Raw genomic sequence first — 16,209 nt, 5'->3', positions numbered from 1 at the left:
CGTCCGCGTGTCTGCAAGGGATAAGGTCTTTGAGCGCAAACCTGATGATCGTAGAAGACGACGACCGGGTCCGTGGCGCATTACGACTCGCCATGGAGGACGAAGGTTACGACGTCGACGAGGCAGAGGAAGCCGAGGACGCACTCACCCTTCTGCGAAGCAATGGCGTCCCCGACGTGATGATCGTCGATCTGATGCTCGGCGGTATGGACGGATTCGAATGTATTCGGGAAATTCGCCGTGACCATGATGTGCCGATCATTGTGGTGAGCGCACGCGACGACACCCATGACGTGGTGGCGGCGCTGGAGGCGGGCGCTGATGATTTCGTCACGAAGCCGTTCGAGATCAAGGAGATCACTGCCCGGATGCGCGCGGTGCGCCGCCGCGCACGGTTCAGCGCCGAGCGCGAGACGCCGCAAGAGGTTGTTCTCGACGCCGACGACATGACGCCGCTGGTGCTCGCGCAGGACAGCGGGGTCGTCCGGCGCGGCGACGAGGAGATCCGGCTCACGCTCACCGAGTTCCGGCTGTTGTGCGAACTGGCGGAGGCGCCTGGCCGCGTGCTGAGCCGCACGGTCCTGCTCGAGCGGGTGTGGGATCGTGGGTTCTTCGGCGACGAGCGCATTGTGGACGTCCATATGCGCAGGTTGCGCACCAAGATCGAACGGGATCCGTCGGATCCGCGCATTGTTGTGACGGTGCGTGGGCTCGGCTACCGACTCGATGTTCAACGCTGAGCGGTTCAACGCTGAGCGGTTCAACGCTGAGCGGTTCCTGGACGCGAAACACTGGAACCCGAATGCCTGGAGCCTGCGCGGCCGGGTGACCGCCGCCTTCGCGGCGATGGCCGCGCTGGCGTCGCTGGTGCTCGCCGTCTCGGTATTCATCATCAGCCGCAGCTACCTGGAGGCAGAGCGACCGCAGACGGGCGCCGAGCAGTCCGGCGACCTGGATTCGAACCTGGAGCTGCTGCGTAATGTGCTGATCGCGGGTGCCGTCGTGGTGACGCTGATCGCGGCCGCCGTGGGGTGGTGGGCGAGTAGACGCGTTCTGACTCCGCTGCACCAGCTCGCCAGGACGGCAGCACGCATCGCCTCCGGCGATCTGGACTTGCGGCTGTCGGCCACCCGGGACCCGGATCTGGCCACCACCGTGGAGTCGTTCAACACGATGGTGGACTCGCTGCAGCGCCGCATCGTGCGCGAACACCGGCTCTTCGGCGATGTCAGCCATGAGCTGCGCACGCCGCTGACGACATTGATGGCCAGCGTCGACGTGCTCAATCGGCACCGCGACGATCTGCCGGAGCGCTCGCGGCGCGCGCTCGGCCTGGTCACCGACGAGGTCGACCACCTGCGCAGGCTGCTGGACGACCTACTCGCCCTCGCCCGTGTGGAGGCGGGTATGCACCACGGGGACGCCGAGCCGCTGTCTGTCCGTGATCTGCTGACCCACACGCTGGCCGACCGACGCTACCCGGCGGAACTGCTGACGGTGGCCCAGGACGTCACCGTGCGCGGCCGCAAATTGGAGCTGGAGCGCGCGGTCGCCAATTTGCTGCACAACGCGGATCGGCACGGCGGCGGTGTGGTGGCGGTCACCGCGAGCCGCGACGGCACCGACGCGGTAATCACCGTCGACGATGCGGGCCCTGGTGTACTGCCCACCGACCGGATCCGCATCTTCAAAAGGTTCGCGACCGGACACAACGCCCGTCGCTCGGTCACTGGAACCGGCATCGGCCTCGCGTTGGTGGCCGAGACCATCGCCACTCATCGCGGCCGGGTCGAATGCACGGAGCGTCCCGGCGGTGGCGCACGGTTCGTGGTGCGCCTGCCCCGGTTGGACGACATCCATCCGTAACACGACCGTAAAGAAGCCGACAGGTTCACCTCAAAGTCGCTTCGCAAATCTGGATAAGTAGTGCTGACCCGACGAGGGAGTTGTATGTCACCGCCAATCCTGTCCACAGCGGATGCCGAGCGATTGCGCATCGAGAACGCCGCAGCTGACTTGGGGGCCACCTCGAATCGGCAACCCGCCGGACCGGCCGTGATCCTGCGCGCACCCCGCCTGGCCGATGGCGCTCAGATGTGGCGGATCGCGAAGGACTCCACGGTGCTCGATACCAATTCGAGCTACGCGTATCTGCTCTGGTGCCGCGATTTCGCGAGCACCTCCGTGGTCGCCGAGGTAGGCGGACGCATTGTGGGATACGTGATCGGATTCGTCCGCCCGCAGGCGCTGGACACCGTCTTCGTCTGGCAGATCGCGGTGGAACGCGCACAGCGCGGCCGTGGCACCGGAGTCGAGTTGCTGCACACGTTGCTGAACAACGTCGCGGTCCACGGAGTTTCGGTACTGGAGACCACGATCTCGCCGGACAACTCCGCGTCGATCGCCTTGTTCACGTCGGTGGCCCGGACCAGAGCGGCCGCCATCACCAAGCGCCCGTTGTTCGATGCAGGCGTCTTTCCCGACCGCCATGCACCCGAGGACCTGTACCGCATCGAACGGATTGCTCGCTCCACCGAGGAGGACCACCGATGATCAGCGCCGACACCACTGTTTTCGAGAGTCTCGAATCGAATGTGCGCGGTTATTGCCGCGCCTGGCCCACCGTGTTCACCACAGCGAAAGGCAGCTGGCTGCGCGACGAGGACGGCAAGGACTACCTCGACTTCTTCGCGGGCGCCGGTGCGCTGAACTACGGCCACAACAACGAGGTACTCAAGCGCCCGCTGCTGGACTACATCGCGAGCGACGGCATCACCCACGGCCTGGACATGTCCACGACGGCCAAGCGCGAACTGCTCGAGACTCTGCGTGACACGGTGTTCAGCCCGCGCGGTCTGGATTACAAGGTCCAGTTCCCCGGGCCGACCGGCGCCAACGCCGTGGAGGCCGCACTCAAGCTGGCCCGCAAGATCACTGGTCGCGAGACGATAGTCAGCTTCACGAACGCCTTCCACGGCATGTCGCTCGGCGCGCTGTCGGTGACCGGCAACGCAGCCAAGCGCGCGGGCGCGGGCGTGCCACTGGTGCACGTCGCACACATGCCCTATGACGGTTACTTCGACGGCACGACCGCCGACTTCCAGTGGATGGAGAAGGTGCTCGACGACACTTCCTCGGGCTTCGATCGCCCGGCGGCGGTGATCGTGGAGACGGTGCAAGGCGAGGGCGGGGTCAATGTCGCGCGCGCCGAATGGCTGCGCCACCTGGCCAGTCTCTGCGCCGCCAGGGAAATCCTGCTGATCGTCGACGACGTGCAGATGGGCTGCGGACGTACCGGCCCGTTCTTCTCCTTCGAGATCGCCGGTATCACGCCCGATATCGTCACGCTGTCGAAGTCGATCGGCGGCTACGGCTTGCCGATGGCGTTGGTGCTGTTCAAGCCAGAACTCGATCAGTGGTCACCGGGGGAGCACAACGGCACTTTCCGCGGCAACAACCCGGCATTCGTCACCGCAACCGCCGCGCTGAAACATTTCTGGTCCGACGGCGCCCTGCAGGCCTCGACGCAGGCCAAGGGAGAGCGGATCGGTGGCATCCTCGGTGAGTTGGCCGGATACTTCCCCGGCCTCTCGACCCGCGGACGAGGCCTGGTGCAGGGTGTGGTGTTCGACGACCCGTCGCAGGCGAGCAAGGTCTGCCAAATCGCATTCGAGCGTGGTCTACTGGTAGAAACCTCCGGCTCCAGCGATGAGGTGGTCAAGTTGCTTCCGCCATTGACGATCACCGACGAAGAGCTCGACCAGGGCTTGCACATCCTTACCGGCGCCGTGGACACGGTGTGCGGTGGAATGGGAGCGGCCGCATGATCGTGCGCACCACCGCGGAGATCACCGATACCGAGCGCGACGTAGCGGGCCGGGGCTGGCGCAGCAAGCGCATCGTCCTCGGCGGCGACGGCGTGGGTTTCTCCTTCCACGAGACCACCATCGAAGCCGGCACCGTGCACGAGTTCCACTACCGCTACCACGTGGAGGCGGTGTGGCTCGTCGAGGGCGAGGGTACGTTGACCGACTTGGACAACGGCGACACTTACGAGCTCGCGCCCGGCTCGATGTATCTGCTCGACGGACACGAACGCCACCGCCTCGAAGTACGTAGCACGATGCGAATGATGTGTGTGTTCAACCCGCCGGTCACGGGGCAGGAGGTTCACGACAGCGACGGCGTCTACCCGCTGGTCGCCACGACGATCGGAGGATGAGAACAGTAATGTTTCTGCAGCGCACCGATTCTCGACCGGAACTCGACCAGTTCGATCGCTACCCGACTCGGCTGAGCATGCCTGCGCCACACTTGGAGCGTGCCGATCCCACGGTATGGGGCACGGTCGACAGCAAGGAACTCGCCTCGTTCGACGCCGACGGGTTCGTGATCGTCGACGAGCTGCTGACGCCCGCGGAAGTGGCCGAGTTCAGTGGTGAAATCGACCGACTCGCAAGCGACCCAGCGTTGCGTGACGACGACCGGCTCATCGTGGAGAAGTCGTCGAATCGGGTGCGTTCGATCTTCGAGGTGCACAAGCTCAGCGCAGCCATCGCCGAGCTGGTGCGCGAGGAACGCGTCCTCGGACTGGCCAGGCAGGTGTTGGGCTCGGAGGTATATGTGCACCAGAGCCGGGTCAACTATATGCCCGGCTTCCGCGGTACGGGCTTTTACTGGCACTCGGATTTCGAGACCTGGCACGCGGAGGACGGCATGCCGGCGCCGCGTGCGGTGAGCCTGTCGATCGCGCTGACCGACAACTATCCGATCAATGGCAGCCTGATGGTCATGCCGGGCTCGCACCGCACCTTCGTACCCTGCCTCGGCAGCACGCCGGCCGAGCACTACCGGGAGTCGTTGCAGGAGCAGGAGATCGGTGTGCCGACCGCCGACGATATCGCCGCGTTGGCGGCGCGGTACGGGATCAGCCAATTCACCGGTCGGGCGGGGTCGGCGCTGCTGTTCGACTCCAACCTGATGCACGGCTCGTCGAACAACATCACGCCATTCCCGCGCTCGAACATCTTTCTGGTGTTCAACAGCATGGAGAACACCCTCGTCGAGCCGTTTGCCGCACCGTCGCCCCGGCCCGGCTATATCGGCAGCCGCGAATTCACGCCGCTGTCCGCGTGATCGGCCCGGCCCGGCGATCCGGTGCGGGCGCGAGCCGTCCTGCGTTGTGGCTCGCTGGCAGCGCCGCAAGGGAGGGCTCACGATCGGGCTCATCAGGGGGCTTGTGAGCGGACGATACTTCGTTGCGGCACTCGTCTTCCGGCTCACCAGGGCGTTCCCGAGTAAGCCCAAGGTGTTTCTCGACTGGACTCGTCGCAGTGGCCTGCTACGAGTGACCGGCACCGCCTACCAATTCCGGCACGAGACCTACCGAGAGTGGCTTCGACGGTCGGCGTACACGTGAGGTTCCCCCAAGGCCGGGTAGTTAGTGTTTTCGCTGGTAGCGCAAGTACGCTCACTACCGGTCGGTCGGTGACTGCCTTTCTTGTGGGATCGCCCACGATGCCTGACTACTCGGCGCCGCGACTGGTGAAGTCGAAGGATCCGCCGTCGATGCCCCAGGAGATAACCCGTTCGGGGTGAATTCGGATGACCGCGCGTTCCTGGGCTTGGAACGGTGGCTCCTCGTCATCGAGCGCCTCGGCCGTGCCGCGTACCTCGATGCCGCGAATTACGTATGGCTCCAATGAAACCTGTTGGTCGATGACGAACGACACCCGGCTGCCCGCCTCGACATTGCGGTACTTTCGACTGCCACGCATCCGCATGCCTCCGATGTCGATCGTGCCGTCGGCGTTCACCCGATAGCTGGTCGGGTTATTCTGCACAACGCCGTCGGGTGACACCGTGGCCAGCCGACCGATCCCGGCCTCCGCGAGGAACTGCTGCTCATTGATGGTGAAGGTCATATCAGTTACTCCTCAGTGAATTCGATATCAGGTGTGCCCCCGGCGATCAGCCGGAAGCTGTCGGGTGGGGGAAGCGCAAGCTGTTGCCTGCCGCGTCCCGCGCGTCTTGCGTCGGCGGTTCAGCGGGACCGTGGCGTCGTGGAGGATGGCTACCTCCTCCGATCTCGATTCAGTTTCGCTGGTGACGAACTCGTACTGGTGGCTGGCCGGGCTCGCCTACCTGGCTCGCTTCTCCGCGGTCTCGCGACCGCACACCAGATCCGAGTTGCGCCTGTGTTTCTACTGGTGCACCGACCACCTACTCACGCGCGACACCGCCTACCGCGTGGTCTGAGATCAGAACAGGATCAGCGCGGCGCACAGTCCGGCAATGGCAATGAACTGCAGGGTGACCCGGTACCTCAGAATGCTGTCCCACTCGTCCTGCAGCGCACGGGCATTGGCCGGAATGATGCCGCTCTGCGCAGCGGCGGTCTGCCGGGAATTGATCGGCTTGGCGATGCGGACGTAGAAGGCGAGCCAGGTCAGCAGTGCCGCCACCGTGATCCCCGCCGCGACAGCGGCGCCGATCTGCCCGGCCCACAGCGCGATCAGCAGTGTAAGCACCGCGGTGACCACACCACCCACACCGAAGACCGGCATGCGCTTATCGCCGTAATAGTGACCCCATCCCGCACTCATGGTCACGGTCGCATCATCGAGCTTGCGGTACACGGACCGGAAGATCACAGCCGCGCAGACATCGGCGCCATAGACGACGGCATTGGCGAGAACGGCGATGGCGGCGATGATCTGGCCGGTGACAATGAGCATTTTCGGCTCCAAATTCTAGCAGAGTTAGAAACTGGAGCAACGGTAACATTTGTCCGCTATCTTGTCTAGCTTTGCTAGATTCCAGATCGCTACCGGCGGGATCGCGCTCGGATAGGCAAGCTGCACATGCCCGTTCCGACCGAGCAGACGCTGTCGCCGGCGCGTGGGGTCCAACGGTCGGCGGTTTCGCCGGACAGGAAGATGGTGTGGCGTCCGACCTCGACGGCGTTGTCGGCGAACCGTTCGTAGTAGTGGCCGATCAGGGTCAGATCGACTGTTGCGGTGACCTGGTGTTCGCGGGTGGGGTCCAGCACGGTGGCGGCGCTGGTGGCCGATCGCGACAGCGTCCGCGCCCATGCGGGAGACCAGTGGCCCCATCGGCTCGGAAACCATGGACTCGGCAGAGGTCTACCGGGTCCACTGGTCGACCAACACCGCCAGGCGGGCGTCCCGCTGAGTCGGCCGCAGACGTCCGCCGCGGTCCAGGGTCGCCAGGCCGTGCAGGGCGCTCCAGCCGACCTCGGTGAAGGTCTCTGGATCGTGCTCGCCCGCGAACGGTGAGAAGGCGGCGAACATGACGGCGAACGCGTCCCGCAGCGGCTGCGAGGCATTCTCGCCGAACGCGAGGTTCACCTTCATCAGGAACATCGCGTCGTAGAGCGCGGGCCGCGCGGTCGCGAAGTCGAGGTAGGACCGCGCCACCGCCGCCAACGCTGCGCGCGGCTCGCCGCCCGCGGACTCCAACGCCGCGCGGCTCCACGCGGCCATCTCCGCGATGCCTTCCTCGGCGACCGCCGTGACGATCTCGTCCTTGCCCGCGAAGTGCGAATACAGCACAGGCTGGCTGTATTCGATCCGTTCCGCCAGCCTGCGGACAGTCACCGCGTCCCAGCCCTGCGACTCGGCCAACTCCCGAGCGGTGTCGATGATCAGCCGGTGCCGTTCGGCGCGTTCCCGTTCTCGTCGCGTCCGGATCCCCATAGGTCGACTATAGCATCGCTTGACAATCTAGTGTTACTAGATTTCGTGTCACACTTGTCAATAGCATTGCTAGACATTGGAGCGTCCTCATGGTCGGCACCCGCCTCGCAACCAGCTTGTCGCTGCTGGGAGCCGCGCACCAGATGTGCTCCAAGAAGACGCCCAACAATGCGCCGCCCACCTGGGCCGCTTCGGTGCGACCACACCGGCGACAGACAGTTGACGAGTCACCACGCCCGGTCACCTGCGGGACGTTACGGGGTAGCGAACCCCGACCACGAACCGCTGCGAATAGATAAGTCGACAGTTGAATACGCGATCTCACCAGTCGGAACCCCCGTGACGCCGGACGAGCGGACGCAACCTAGACGGTTGCGCGCTGAGGGCGTCAATGCCGAATTGTGCTGGAATCAGTCAGAAGTCGGCTGAACAGCCATGTTGGACGCGTGCTCCTCCGCCGCACGTGTCTGCCAGATTCTTGCCTCGTCGTGGTTGCCCTGCTGGTCCAGCAATTCGGCAAGTCCGGCCATCGCACGCGAATCGCGACGGTCGGCTGCGGTGCGCCACCAAAAAACGGCTCCGGCCAGCTCCCCCCGTCGTAACCGGACTGCGCCGAGTTCATATGCGGCTGCGGCATGTCCTGCCTCGGCGGCCTGCGCCCAGAGTCCGCACGCCTGCTCCTCCTCGCCGCGGCTGTGCATGGCGACGCCGAGGTCGTACAGTGCGCTGCGATAGCCTGGATCACCGGTCTGGTCCGAACCCACCTGCCGTTGCGGGGAAATTGCCATCGGCTGGTTGTCGGCCTGCGGCACCAACTCCGGAGCGGCCGGGGTTTCCGAGATCTGCGCACTAGGGCTCGGTGTGGCGGGCCTGATGTCCACCGCGGGTTGCGGGCTTTGGGGAGATGGCGCATTGGCGAAAAGCGTGCCGGAAGGCCGGGTCCGCGGGGCCTTCGCCGGTTGCTCCCGGGTTGGTGGGTGGTCGTTCGTGGTCGCGAGCGGCTCAGCGGGAGATGGGCTTGCGGGCGGGGGCGACACGGCGGGCTGCAGGTTCACATCGATGCGAGGAACGGGCATGGTCGGTGCGGTAGGCGGCCCAGCCGAGGCGGCAGAGCGAGTCGAAGGCGTGCTCGTGGCGATCGGCGCCGTGGCCGGCGTGGTAGGGACGGACATATCAGGCCCGACAACGGTGGGCGCAGTGTGTACCTCCACCACAAGGTTCGCGAAATTCGGCGGTCCTTCACCGATACTGCACCACAGGACGACTCGGCCGTTGGTCCGGTGCTCCACTACGATGCCGTAGTTGCCGATCCAGGACTTCTGGGTGCCGAATTCATCTACCCACACCGGGGTGAGCGTCACCAGAGTGCCGGGCGCCGTGGGCGTCACGGCGAAACTGACCCCGGCAGCCAACGCGTCGGTCCACGCGTCAACCCCGGCGAGCGAACGTCCGTGCAGATCCACGTAGCCGTCCACCACGGACAGACCCATCCCCAGCCCGCGCAGTCCCGCGGGCGGCGCCGCCGACACCAGCGTCACGGTGACGGTAGTGGGCGAAGGTCCGATCTGCTCGGTGTACATCGGATAGACCATGCTGCCGTGCCAGACGATCGGGTCGGCACTCTGGTAGCGGGCGGACAGCGGCGGCTCATCGGGCGAATTCCGCGCGGTCCACGACGAATACGGGTCGTTCATTGTCGTGTCTGCCTTCCACCCGATCCGTACCACCGTCCCTGTGCTGTGCCGCGGGGGTATACCGTAACTCGACGCCGACCAGACTTGTTCGCCGATACCCAGGGGTCCGGAGCCGCCGCGGTGGGGATCGAGGCCGGAGAGTTCACGCGGCGTGATGCGCGCTGGCTTGTGCGGAATAACGCACGGCCGACCAAGCGCTTGCTACGCTCAATTGATGATCTCCACGGTGGTCTGGGGCACCGGCAATGTCGGCCAGGCAGCCATCAGGGCTGTCGAAGCCCATCCTGCACTGCGCCTGACCGGAGTGCTCGTCCACGATCCCGGCAAGGTCGGCCGAGACGCGGGTGAGCTCGGCGGCCTCGACTATGTGTTGGGCATCGCGGCCAGCGATGACATTGATGGAGCGCTCGCAGCGGTCCCGGACGCCGTCGTCTACGCGGCCTCCGGCGACATCCGCCCCGACGACGCGCTCGCCGACATCATTCGCGCACTCCGAGCGGGTGCCGTGGTCGTCACGCCCGCGCTCTACGCGCTTTACGACCCGCGTAACGCGCCGGCAGAGGTGCGCGAGCCAGTGCTCGCCGCGATTGCCGAGGGCGGCGGTTCGCTATTCGTCTCCGGCATCGACCCCGGATGGGGCAATGACGTCCTGCCGCTGTTGGTCAGCGGACTCGGCAGCACGGTCGAGGTGATTCGTTGCCAGGAGATCTTCGACTATTCCACCTATGACCAACCGGACTCGGTGCGCTACCTGGTCGGCATGGGGCAACCGATGGACTATCAGCCACCGATGGTGGCGCCGTCGGTGCCGACTATGGTGTGGGGTGGGCAGATTCGGCTGATGGCGCGGGCGCTCGGCGTCGAACTCGACGAGATCCGCGAAACACTGGACCGCCGAGCACTGGATTGCACCATCACCACCAGATCCATGGGGGAGTTCGAGGCGGGCACGCAGGGCGCCGTGCGGTTCGAGGTGCAGGGCATCGTCGAAGGTGAACCACGCCTGGTCATCGAGCACGTCACCCGCATCCACCCGTCCTGCGCTCCCGACTGGCCCGTACCCGCCGACGGCGGCGCGGGCGCACACCGCGTGATCATCGAGGGTATCCCGCGTATCGAAGTGACGGTCGAGGCGACCGATCCGGCCGGCAACCGCGCTGCCGGCGGGAACGCCACGGCCGTTGGGCGTTTGGTGAGCGCGATCGATTGGCTGATGACGGCGGATCCCGGACTCTACGACGCGCTGGATGTTCCCCTACGCCCCGCAGTCGGCAAACTCGGAAGGATACAAAGATGATCATCGACATTCCTCAGGGGAAAGATCCGATCGGATACGTCTGGGGGGAAATGGTCCCCGGTATCGGTATCGCCGCGTCCAACTTCTCGCTGTCGGTGTATTCGCACAGCACACTGGGTCTACGGGAGTTCGAGGCGGCCCGGCTGAGAATTGCACAGATCAACGGGTGCCTGTTCTGTCAGGACTGGCGCACCGAACGCGACGGGACAAAAGTGGAGCCCGAATTCGCGGACGCCGTTGCCGATTGGCGCGGCACCGATGCGTTCGACGAACGCACCCGCCTCGCCGCCGAATACGCCGAGCGGTATGCCACCGATCACCATAACCTGGACGACCAGTTCTGGGCCCGAATGTTCGCCCACTTCAGTCAAGTCGAAGTAGTCGAACTCAGCATGAGCATCGGCTCCTGGCTCGCCTTCGGCCGACTCAACCACGTTCTCGGCCTGGACGCGATCTGCGTGCTGCCCGGTCACCTGTCCGGCCGATAGGTCCGATCACGCGAAGTAGCGCGGCTCAGTGCGGTCTGGCAACAGGCCCAGGTCGGCGGATCGTCGGTTTCGATACCCAAGCGGGCTGACCGTCAACCAGACCGAGCTCGAATTCCTCAGGCGCGTCCAGCACCGCGGCCAATCTCTGACGCGCCTGTTCGACCGAGAAGTGTGCGGGAAAGCGAATGAAGTCGAGTGTGGCGCCGGATATTTGGGCGCGGAACTCGTACTCGAATTCGTACCGACTCACGTAGGTGAGCGCGATCCGGCCCTGCCAGTCGATGTCATGCCGGCCGTCAGCACGCCGGGTGAACGACACTTCCTGGTCGGCGACCGAATCATGCCCGAGCAGATAGATATTGAACGCGAGGCTTTCGACGTCGTCGAACTGGGCAAGGGGCAGGGGATCGGCCACCAGCCGCTGCGGCTGATCCGCTGTCAACAGAAAGGCTCGACCGGGCTCGGCGGCACGAAATCCCGTCTCGTCGTCCTCGCCCCAATACGTGGACGACAGCGTGCAGCAGTGGTAGTTGTTCCAGACTATCGGTGAGGACCAGTCGTCTTTGTCGTCCTGTCCGTCCGCATCGTCCTCGGGCGTGCGCTCGGTGTTGTAGTCCGCGGACCTGAGGTGGAGATCGAACCACAGGCGGCCCGCCGGATCGATGCGCCCGGTCCAGGCGAATTCCTCGATCGCATGCCCGTCGGGCCATGGATTTCCCGGGAACACAATCCTCCCGGTAGGCGAAACACGCACCAGGTCGGTCCTTTCCATGCCGACGAACACTAGCGATCGGAGCCGACAAATTCGACACGCCGGCTCGCCGCCGTGCACGATCGCTCAGGCGACGGCGGTCGTCTCGCTATCCGATTCGTCGGCAGGAGGTTCGTCCACGGTTCGCTTCGGACCGTTGAACCAGGTCCGTGCCGACATCAGCTACCAGATCCCGATCGCGACCACCACCGCCACCAAGGTGATCGGTGCGTAATTCACGACGTTCCAGGTGAACTCGTCGTGCCACGGATAACCGCGATCGCCGGTGGGCAGGATGAGCAGGACCCTGATCACCACGATCCAGATCAGGGCGACCACGCCGGTCGGCCGGTACCGAGCGCCGAGTTGCCCTGGGCCGCTGCGAAATCGGCCGCCGCACAGTTGGCGCAGCGGAAGTGGAACGCCCCAGGCGATATACAGACCGATGGTCGCGATCGAGGTGGCCGCCGCGTATGCGGTCGGCGCGCTGGTCGGCGGCACCAGCATCGACGGAAGCAGCAAGACGAAAGCGAAGAACGAGATGAACAGCACCGCGTGGACCGGCGCCTAGCGTGCCGACAGCGTCGACCACAGTGGGAACCCCGGCACGGCGCCGTCGCGCGAGAACGCGAACGGCATGCGTGAGGCAGAAGGTGACCGAGGCATAGTTGCAGAAGGTCAGTGTGAAGTAAATACCGGGTCAGCTGCGCGGCAACCGGAAATCCGCATAACGCGGTGACTCGTGCGCCGAACAGGACGGCCACGGGCGGCGACCAGAGCAAGTCTCGATGCGTCGTTCCCTTTCGTCGTAGCGTGAGAACCATGAGCGAGCGACTGGTGGTCATCGGCGGTGATGCGACGGGGATGTCCGCGGCTTCGCAGGCGCGCAGGATGAAGGACGCGGGCGAGCTGGAAATCGTCGTCTTCGAACGCGGTCGGTTCACCTCGTTCTCCGCCTGCGGTATTCCCTACTGGGTCGGAGGCGACGTCGCCGACCGGGATGCCCTGATCGCGCGGACACCAGAGGAACACCGCGCCCGCGACATCGACGTGCGACTGCGCACCGAGGTAACCGAGATCGACATCAGCGGCGGCCGGGTGCGGTCCCGCGACCTCGCGTCCGGTGCCGAAACGTGGACGGCCTACGACCAGCTCGTGGTCGCCACCGGTGCCAGCCCCATTCGGCCGCCGCTGCCCGGTATCGACGCGGACGGTGTTCACGGTGTACAGACCCTCGATGACGGGCAGGCGCTGATCGAGACATTGCAGCGGGCGCGCGGAAACCGCGCCGTCGTGGTGGGTGCGGGATACATCGGTGTCGAGATGGCGGAGGCGCTCATCCAGCGTGGCTACGACGTCACGATGGTCAACCGCGGCGCGGAACCGATGTCCACCCTCGATCCGGACATGGGTGCTTTGGTCCGCGACGCGATGTGTGAAATGGGCATCAAAATCGTGTGCAACGCTGAGGTGACCGAGATCCGGACCGGCGAGGACGGCCGGGTCGCTGCGGTCGTGGCGGACACCGCCGACTACCCCGCGGACGTCGTGGTGCTCGGCATCGGTGTACGCCCGGAGACAGAACTGGCCCGCGTCGCCGGCCTACCGGTCGGTGTGCACGGCGGTCTGCTCACCGATCTCGCCATGCGCGTGCACGGCCATCCGAATATCTGGGCGGGCGGTGACTGCGTCGAGGTGCTCGATCTGGTCACCGGTCGTGAACGCCACATCCCACTCGGCACGCATGCCAATAAGCATGGCCAGATCATCGGCGCGGGAATCGGCGGGGGATACGCGATCTTTCCCGGCGTTGTCGGTACCGCTGTCAGCAAGGTGTGTGACCTCGAGGTGGCGCGAACCGGCTTGCGTGAGAAGGACGCGAGCGCCGCGGGCTTGCAGTATGTCGCGGTCACCATCGAATCCACCAGTCGCTCTGGCTACTACCCTGACACCGCGAAGATGACAGTGAAGATGCTCGCCGAGCGCAACACCGGCCGGCTGCTCGGCGTGCAGATCGTGGGACGTGAAGGCGCGGGCAAGCGTGTCGACATCGCCGCGGTCGCGCTGACCGCCCGGATGACCGTCGAGGAGATGACGGCCCTCGACCTCGGATATGCGCCGCCGTTCTCACCGGTGTGGGATCCGGTACTGGTGGCGGCCCGCAAAGCGGTAATGGCCGTCCGGGAGCGCGGATGACGCGAAACTCAGGCGCCGAACAGCTCGAGAAGATCGGTCTTACCGAACATGACGGCCGCGGCACGTGCGGACGGCGTGCCGGCATCCGGGTCGGCTCCCGCTGCGGTGAGCAGCCGCGCGATCCCCGTTTCTCCCTTGAATACCGCCCCGGCCAAGGGGGTTTGGCCCTTGTCATTGGTGCGGTTCGGGTCGGCCGACCGCTCGAGTAGCGCCGCTACCGCGTCGTCGTGACCGTGGTATGCGGCAAGCATGAGCAACGTGTCGCCGGCGTCGTTGGTGAGGTTCACCGGAACGCCCGCGTCCACAAAGGCGGCCAAGCCGGCCGCGTCACCACGTCGAGCGAAGTCGAACACCTTCCCGGCCAGTTCGAGCAGTTCCGGATCAATCTCGTCAGCGCCCACGAGCCCTTCCTACCACGTGATCACGTCCGAAGACGGTGACCTCCCGCGTGCCGTCGCGGACTTTTCCGGCTGCGCCCGGGCTACGGACGCCGTGATGATGCCGACCTCCCGCGGTCGCGGGCCGGTGCCGATGCAACCCCGATTGTCATCGCCCATGCCGTGGCTCGCCTTGTCCGGTACCGATGAATGTCTCCCGCCTGCCGAGCGGACGGACGTGGTCGGTATAGTCGCCGCGGATGAGTAGTGTCACCGCCACCACTGATACGCCGATGTCCCGAAACCGCCGACTCGAGCGTGTGGTGCGGCTGGCGCCTGTCCTCTCGATCGCGTTCTCCGCGTTCTTCCTGCTGACACCAGTCTGGCCGTTCCACAAAATTACCGGCGGGTTCATCGACCTGCAGGTATATCGGCTCGGTGTCGACGCGCTGCGGCATGGCGCGGATATGTACGGACAGCTGCCGCAGACCACCATCGGCGCGGGCCTCCCGTTCATCTATCCACCGTTCGCCGCACTCGCGCTGAGCCCGTTCGCGGTGCTGCCCTGGGACGTGGCCGCGCTCACATTCTTCGTCTCATCGGTCGCCGCGCTCGCCATTACGCTGTATTCGGTCGCGCGGCGGGTATGGCCGCAGGAGACCCAGCGCCGACTCGCGATCTGGGCCACGGCATGTGCTACGCCGCTCGCGCTGCTGCTGGAACCGATTCATTCGACTCTGGACTTCGGTCAGGTCAACCTGTTGCTGATGGCCTTGGTCGCCGCGGACTGCCTCACGCACAAGCCGCGCTGGCGGAGGGGCATGCTTATCGGTATTGCCGCAGCGATCAAGCTCACGCCCGCGGCGTTCGTCCTCTACTTCCTGGTGCGGCGGGACTACCGGGCTGCTGCGACGGCCGCGGTCACCGGCGCGGTCGCGACGGCGCTCGGCTTCGCGATACTGCCCAAGGAGTCGGTCAAGTACTGGTTCGGCGGCCTGGGCAACGTATCCGGGCTGAGTGGTTCGGCGTTCCACACCAACCAGTCGATCCAGGCGGTGTTCGCACGATTCGAGGTGCCCGAGCCCGCCTTCACGGCTGTGTGGCTGGTTCTCGGTACCCTGCTGCTCGCATTGGTCGTCGTCGCGATGCGCCGGGCGGCAGTTTTCCCCGCACTGGCGTTGGCTATCAACGCGGTGTTCACCCTGCTGGTCTCGCCGATCTCCTGGTCGCACCACTGGGTGTGGATCGCGCCCGCGCTCTTCGCCCTCGTCGGCTACACGACCCGTCTCCCGGGCCGGCAGGCGATCGGCTGGTGGGTGACGATCGCGGTCACCACGGCTGTGTTCGTGATCGGTCCGCAGAACTGGCTGCCCGACGGCGAGCATCGCGAATCCGCGTGGACGCCATGGCAGCACGTCATCGGCAATACCTATGTCTGGTTCAGCGTGGTGCTGGTCGTGGTTTTCCTGGTGAGCAGAGCGCGAACGGCGGCGGCACGCGATACGGACGGTCCACGCGACGAGTCGGCATATGCCTTGTCGCCCCACCATCAGCCCTGACGCGCACAGCGACACACCGCGTACGCGGCGCCGCCGACTGCGGGATTCGGCGCGTAGCGGCAACGATCCGCGCGTTCGACCTGCCGGATATGGATCTCCGGGCGGGTGTCGAGCGCGCGCAAAAGGGGG

General features: G+C 65.6%; 19 protein-coding genes and 1 pseudogene. 12 read left to right on the top strand and 8 right to left on the bottom strand.

Features of this window, described 5'->3' with window-relative positions; translation table 11 throughout:
- Window positions 1–29: 29 nt before the first annotated feature.
- From AB0B25_RS20370 to AB0B25_RS20340, 7 genes are all read left to right on the top strand, one after another.
- Complete coding sequence (locus AB0B25_RS20370) at window positions 30–740, top strand: response regulator transcription factor (RefSeq protein ID WP_357181637.1); 711 nt, start codon at window positions 30–32, stop codon at window positions 738–740.
- Window positions 706–1,866 carry a HAMP domain-containing sensor histidine kinase gene (locus AB0B25_RS20365; protein ID WP_357181634.1) on the top strand — a complete coding sequence of 387 codons (1,161 nt, stop codon included), beginning with the start codon at window positions 706–708 and terminating at the stop codon, window positions 1,864–1,866. The genes AB0B25_RS20370 and AB0B25_RS20365 overlap by 35 nt, the downstream gene beginning before the upstream one ends.
- An 84-nt stretch (window positions 1,867–1,950) precedes the next feature.
- The gene (gene ectA, locus AB0B25_RS20360; protein ID WP_357181630.1) at window positions 1,951–2,553 is read left to right on the top strand and encodes a diaminobutyrate acetyltransferase; all 603 of its coding nucleotides are present in this window, start codon (window positions 1,951–1,953) and stop codon (window positions 2,551–2,553) included.
- A complete protein-coding gene (gene ectB / locus AB0B25_RS20355) occupies window positions 2,550–3,827 on the top strand; it encodes a diaminobutyrate--2-oxoglutarate transaminase (protein ID WP_357181627.1) in 1,278 nt (425 codons plus the stop codon). The genes ectA and ectB overlap by 4 nt, the downstream gene beginning before the upstream one ends.
- Entirely contained in the window at window positions 3,824–4,222 is a 399-nt protein-coding gene (locus tag AB0B25_RS20350) for an ectoine synthase (protein ID WP_357181624.1), read from the top strand. Before ectB ends, AB0B25_RS20350 begins: the two co-directional genes overlap by 4 nt.
- Window positions 4,219–5,136 (top strand): ectoine hydroxylase, encoded by a 918-nt coding sequence (gene thpD / locus AB0B25_RS20345; protein WP_357181622.1) that lies wholly within the window; start codon window positions 4,219–4,221, stop codon window positions 5,134–5,136. Before AB0B25_RS20350 ends, thpD begins: the two co-directional genes overlap by 4 nt.
- A gap of 103 nt (window positions 5,137–5,239) precedes the next feature.
- Window positions 5,240–5,419: a hypothetical protein gene (locus AB0B25_RS20340; RefSeq protein ID WP_357181619.1), complete on the top strand. Its 180-nt coding sequence runs from the start codon at window positions 5,240–5,242 to the stop codon at window positions 5,417–5,419.
- A 106-nt stretch (window positions 5,420–5,525) separates the two neighbouring features.
- On the opposite strand, the gene AB0B25_RS20335 is transcribed toward AB0B25_RS20340, so the two are convergent.
- Window positions 5,526–5,924 (bottom strand): PPOX class F420-dependent oxidoreductase, encoded by a 399-nt coding sequence (locus AB0B25_RS20335; protein ID WP_357181616.1) that lies wholly within the window; start codon window positions 5,922–5,924, stop codon window positions 5,526–5,528.
- A 181-nt stretch (window positions 5,925–6,105) separates the two neighbouring features.
- On the opposite strand from AB0B25_RS20335, the gene AB0B25_RS20330 reads away from it, so the two are divergent.
- Window positions 6,106–6,258, top strand: a complete 153-nt coding sequence (locus tag AB0B25_RS20330) for a hypothetical protein (protein WP_357181613.1) — start codon at window positions 6,106–6,108, stop codon at window positions 6,256–6,258.
- 2 nt (window positions 6,259–6,260) lie between these two features.
- On the opposite strand, the gene AB0B25_RS20325 is transcribed toward AB0B25_RS20330, so the two are convergent.
- From AB0B25_RS20325 to AB0B25_RS20310, 4 genes and pseudogenes are all read right to left on the bottom strand, one after another.
- Window positions 6,261–6,737 (bottom strand): DUF1772 domain-containing protein, encoded by a 477-nt coding sequence (locus AB0B25_RS20325; RefSeq protein ID WP_357181610.1) that lies wholly within the window; start codon window positions 6,735–6,737, stop codon window positions 6,261–6,263.
- Window positions 6,738–6,826: 89 nt separating this feature from the next.
- Window positions 6,827–7,051 (bottom strand): annotated as a pseudogene (locus AB0B25_RS20320) (hypothetical protein); the annotation flags it as partial.
- A 94-nt stretch (window positions 7,052–7,145) separates the two neighbouring features.
- Complete coding sequence (locus AB0B25_RS20315) at window positions 7,146–7,718, bottom strand: TetR/AcrR family transcriptional regulator (protein WP_357181608.1); 573 nt, start codon at window positions 7,716–7,718, stop codon at window positions 7,146–7,148.
- Window positions 7,719–8,128: 410 nt separating this feature from the next.
- Window positions 8,129–9,412: a hypothetical protein gene (locus AB0B25_RS20310; RefSeq protein WP_357181605.1), complete on the bottom strand. Its 1,284-nt coding sequence runs from the start codon at window positions 9,410–9,412 to the stop codon at window positions 8,129–8,131.
- Window positions 9,413–9,626: 214 nt separating this feature from the next.
- Here AB0B25_RS20310 and AB0B25_RS20305 point away from each other — a divergent pair, with 214 nt between their 5' ends.
- Entirely contained in the window at window positions 9,627–10,709 is a 1,083-nt protein-coding gene (locus AB0B25_RS20305) for a dihydrodipicolinate reductase (RefSeq protein WP_357181602.1), read from the top strand.
- The gene (locus AB0B25_RS20300; protein WP_357181599.1) at window positions 10,706–11,197 is read left to right on the top strand and encodes a carboxymuconolactone decarboxylase family protein; all 492 of its coding nucleotides are present in this window, start codon (window positions 10,706–10,708) and stop codon (window positions 11,195–11,197) included. Before AB0B25_RS20305 ends, AB0B25_RS20300 begins: the two co-directional genes overlap by 4 nt.
- A 25-nt stretch (window positions 11,198–11,222) precedes the next feature.
- Here AB0B25_RS20300 and AB0B25_RS20295 read toward each other — a convergent pair whose 3' ends face one another.
- Both AB0B25_RS20295 and AB0B25_RS20290 read right to left on the bottom strand, forming a co-directional pair.
- Window positions 11,223–11,969: a hypothetical protein gene (locus AB0B25_RS20295; RefSeq protein ID WP_357181596.1), complete on the bottom strand. Its 747-nt coding sequence runs from the start codon at window positions 11,967–11,969 to the stop codon at window positions 11,223–11,225.
- Window positions 11,970–12,131: 162 nt separating this feature from the next.
- A complete protein-coding gene (locus AB0B25_RS20290; RefSeq protein WP_357181594.1) occupies window positions 12,132–12,500 on the bottom strand; it encodes a hypothetical protein in 369 nt (122 codons plus the stop codon).
- A gap of 270 nt (window positions 12,501–12,770) precedes the next feature.
- Here AB0B25_RS20290 and AB0B25_RS20285 point away from each other — a divergent pair, with 270 nt between their 5' ends.
- Window positions 12,771–14,144 (top strand): FAD-dependent oxidoreductase, encoded by a 1,374-nt coding sequence (locus AB0B25_RS20285; RefSeq protein WP_357181592.1) that lies wholly within the window; start codon window positions 12,771–12,773, stop codon window positions 14,142–14,144.
- 8 nt (window positions 14,145–14,152) lie between these two features.
- Here the strand turns inward: AB0B25_RS20285 and AB0B25_RS20280 are convergent, their stop codons facing one another.
- Window positions 14,153–14,545, bottom strand: coding sequence for an ankyrin repeat domain-containing protein (locus AB0B25_RS20280; RefSeq protein ID WP_357181589.1), 393 nt, complete (start codon window positions 14,543–14,545; stop codon window positions 14,153–14,155).
- A 236-nt stretch (window positions 14,546–14,781) separates the two neighbouring features.
- On the opposite strand from AB0B25_RS20280, the gene AB0B25_RS20275 reads away from it, so the two are divergent.
- Window positions 14,782–16,080 (top strand): glycosyltransferase 87 family protein, encoded by a 1,299-nt coding sequence (locus tag AB0B25_RS20275; protein ID WP_357181586.1) that lies wholly within the window; start codon window positions 14,782–14,784, stop codon window positions 16,078–16,080.
- Window positions 16,081–16,209: the final 129 nt, after the last annotated feature.

This window comes from Nocardia sp. NPDC049190 (assembly GCF_040648115.1).
Lineage (GTDB): Bacteria > Actinomycetota > Actinomycetes > Mycobacteriales > Mycobacteriaceae > Nocardia.
Note: the sequence above shows the minus strand (reverse complement) of the source record. Positions and strands in the feature narration are given on the sequence as shown.

Coding starts and splice junctions, on each gene's coding strand:
- ectA (WP_357181630.1), top strand. CDS start 1,951: ATGTCACCGCCAATCCTGTCCACAGCGGATGCCGAGCGATTGCGCATC.
- ectB (WP_357181627.1), top strand. CDS start 2,550: ATGATCAGCGCCGACACCACTGTTTTCGAGAGTCTCGAATCGAATGTG.
- AB0B25_RS20350 (WP_357181624.1), top strand. CDS start 3,824: ATGATCGTGCGCACCACCGCGGAGATCACCGATACCGAGCGCGACGTA.
- thpD (WP_357181622.1), top strand. CDS start 4,219: ATGAGAACAGTAATGTTTCTGCAGCGCACCGATTCTCGACCGGAACTC.
- AB0B25_RS20335 (WP_357181616.1), bottom strand. CDS start 5,924: ATGACCTTCACCATCAATGAGCAGCAGTTCCTCGCGGAGGCCGGGATC.
- AB0B25_RS20325 (WP_357181610.1), bottom strand. CDS start 6,737: ATGCTCATTGTCACCGGCCAGATCATCGCCGCCATCGCCGTTCTCGCC.
- AB0B25_RS20315 (WP_357181608.1), bottom strand. CDS start 7,718: ATGGGGATCCGGACGCGACGAGAACGGGAACGCGCCGAACGGCACCGG.
- AB0B25_RS20310 (WP_357181605.1), bottom strand. CDS start 9,412: ATGAACGACCCGTATTCGTCGTGGACCGCGCGGAATTCGCCCGATGAG.
- AB0B25_RS20305 (WP_357181602.1), top strand. CDS start 9,627: ATGATCTCCACGGTGGTCTGGGGCACCGGCAATGTCGGCCAGGCAGCC.
- AB0B25_RS20300 (WP_357181599.1), top strand. CDS start 10,706: ATGATCATCGACATTCCTCAGGGGAAAGATCCGATCGGATACGTCTGG.
- AB0B25_RS20295 (WP_357181596.1), bottom strand. CDS start 11,969: ATGGAAAGGACCGACCTGGTGCGTGTTTCGCCTACCGGGAGGATTGTG.
- AB0B25_RS20285 (WP_357181592.1), top strand. CDS start 12,771: ATGAGCGAGCGACTGGTGGTCATCGGCGGTGATGCGACGGGGATGTCC.
- AB0B25_RS20275 (WP_357181586.1), top strand. CDS start 14,782: ATGAGTAGTGTCACCGCCACCACTGATACGCCGATGTCCCGAAACCGC.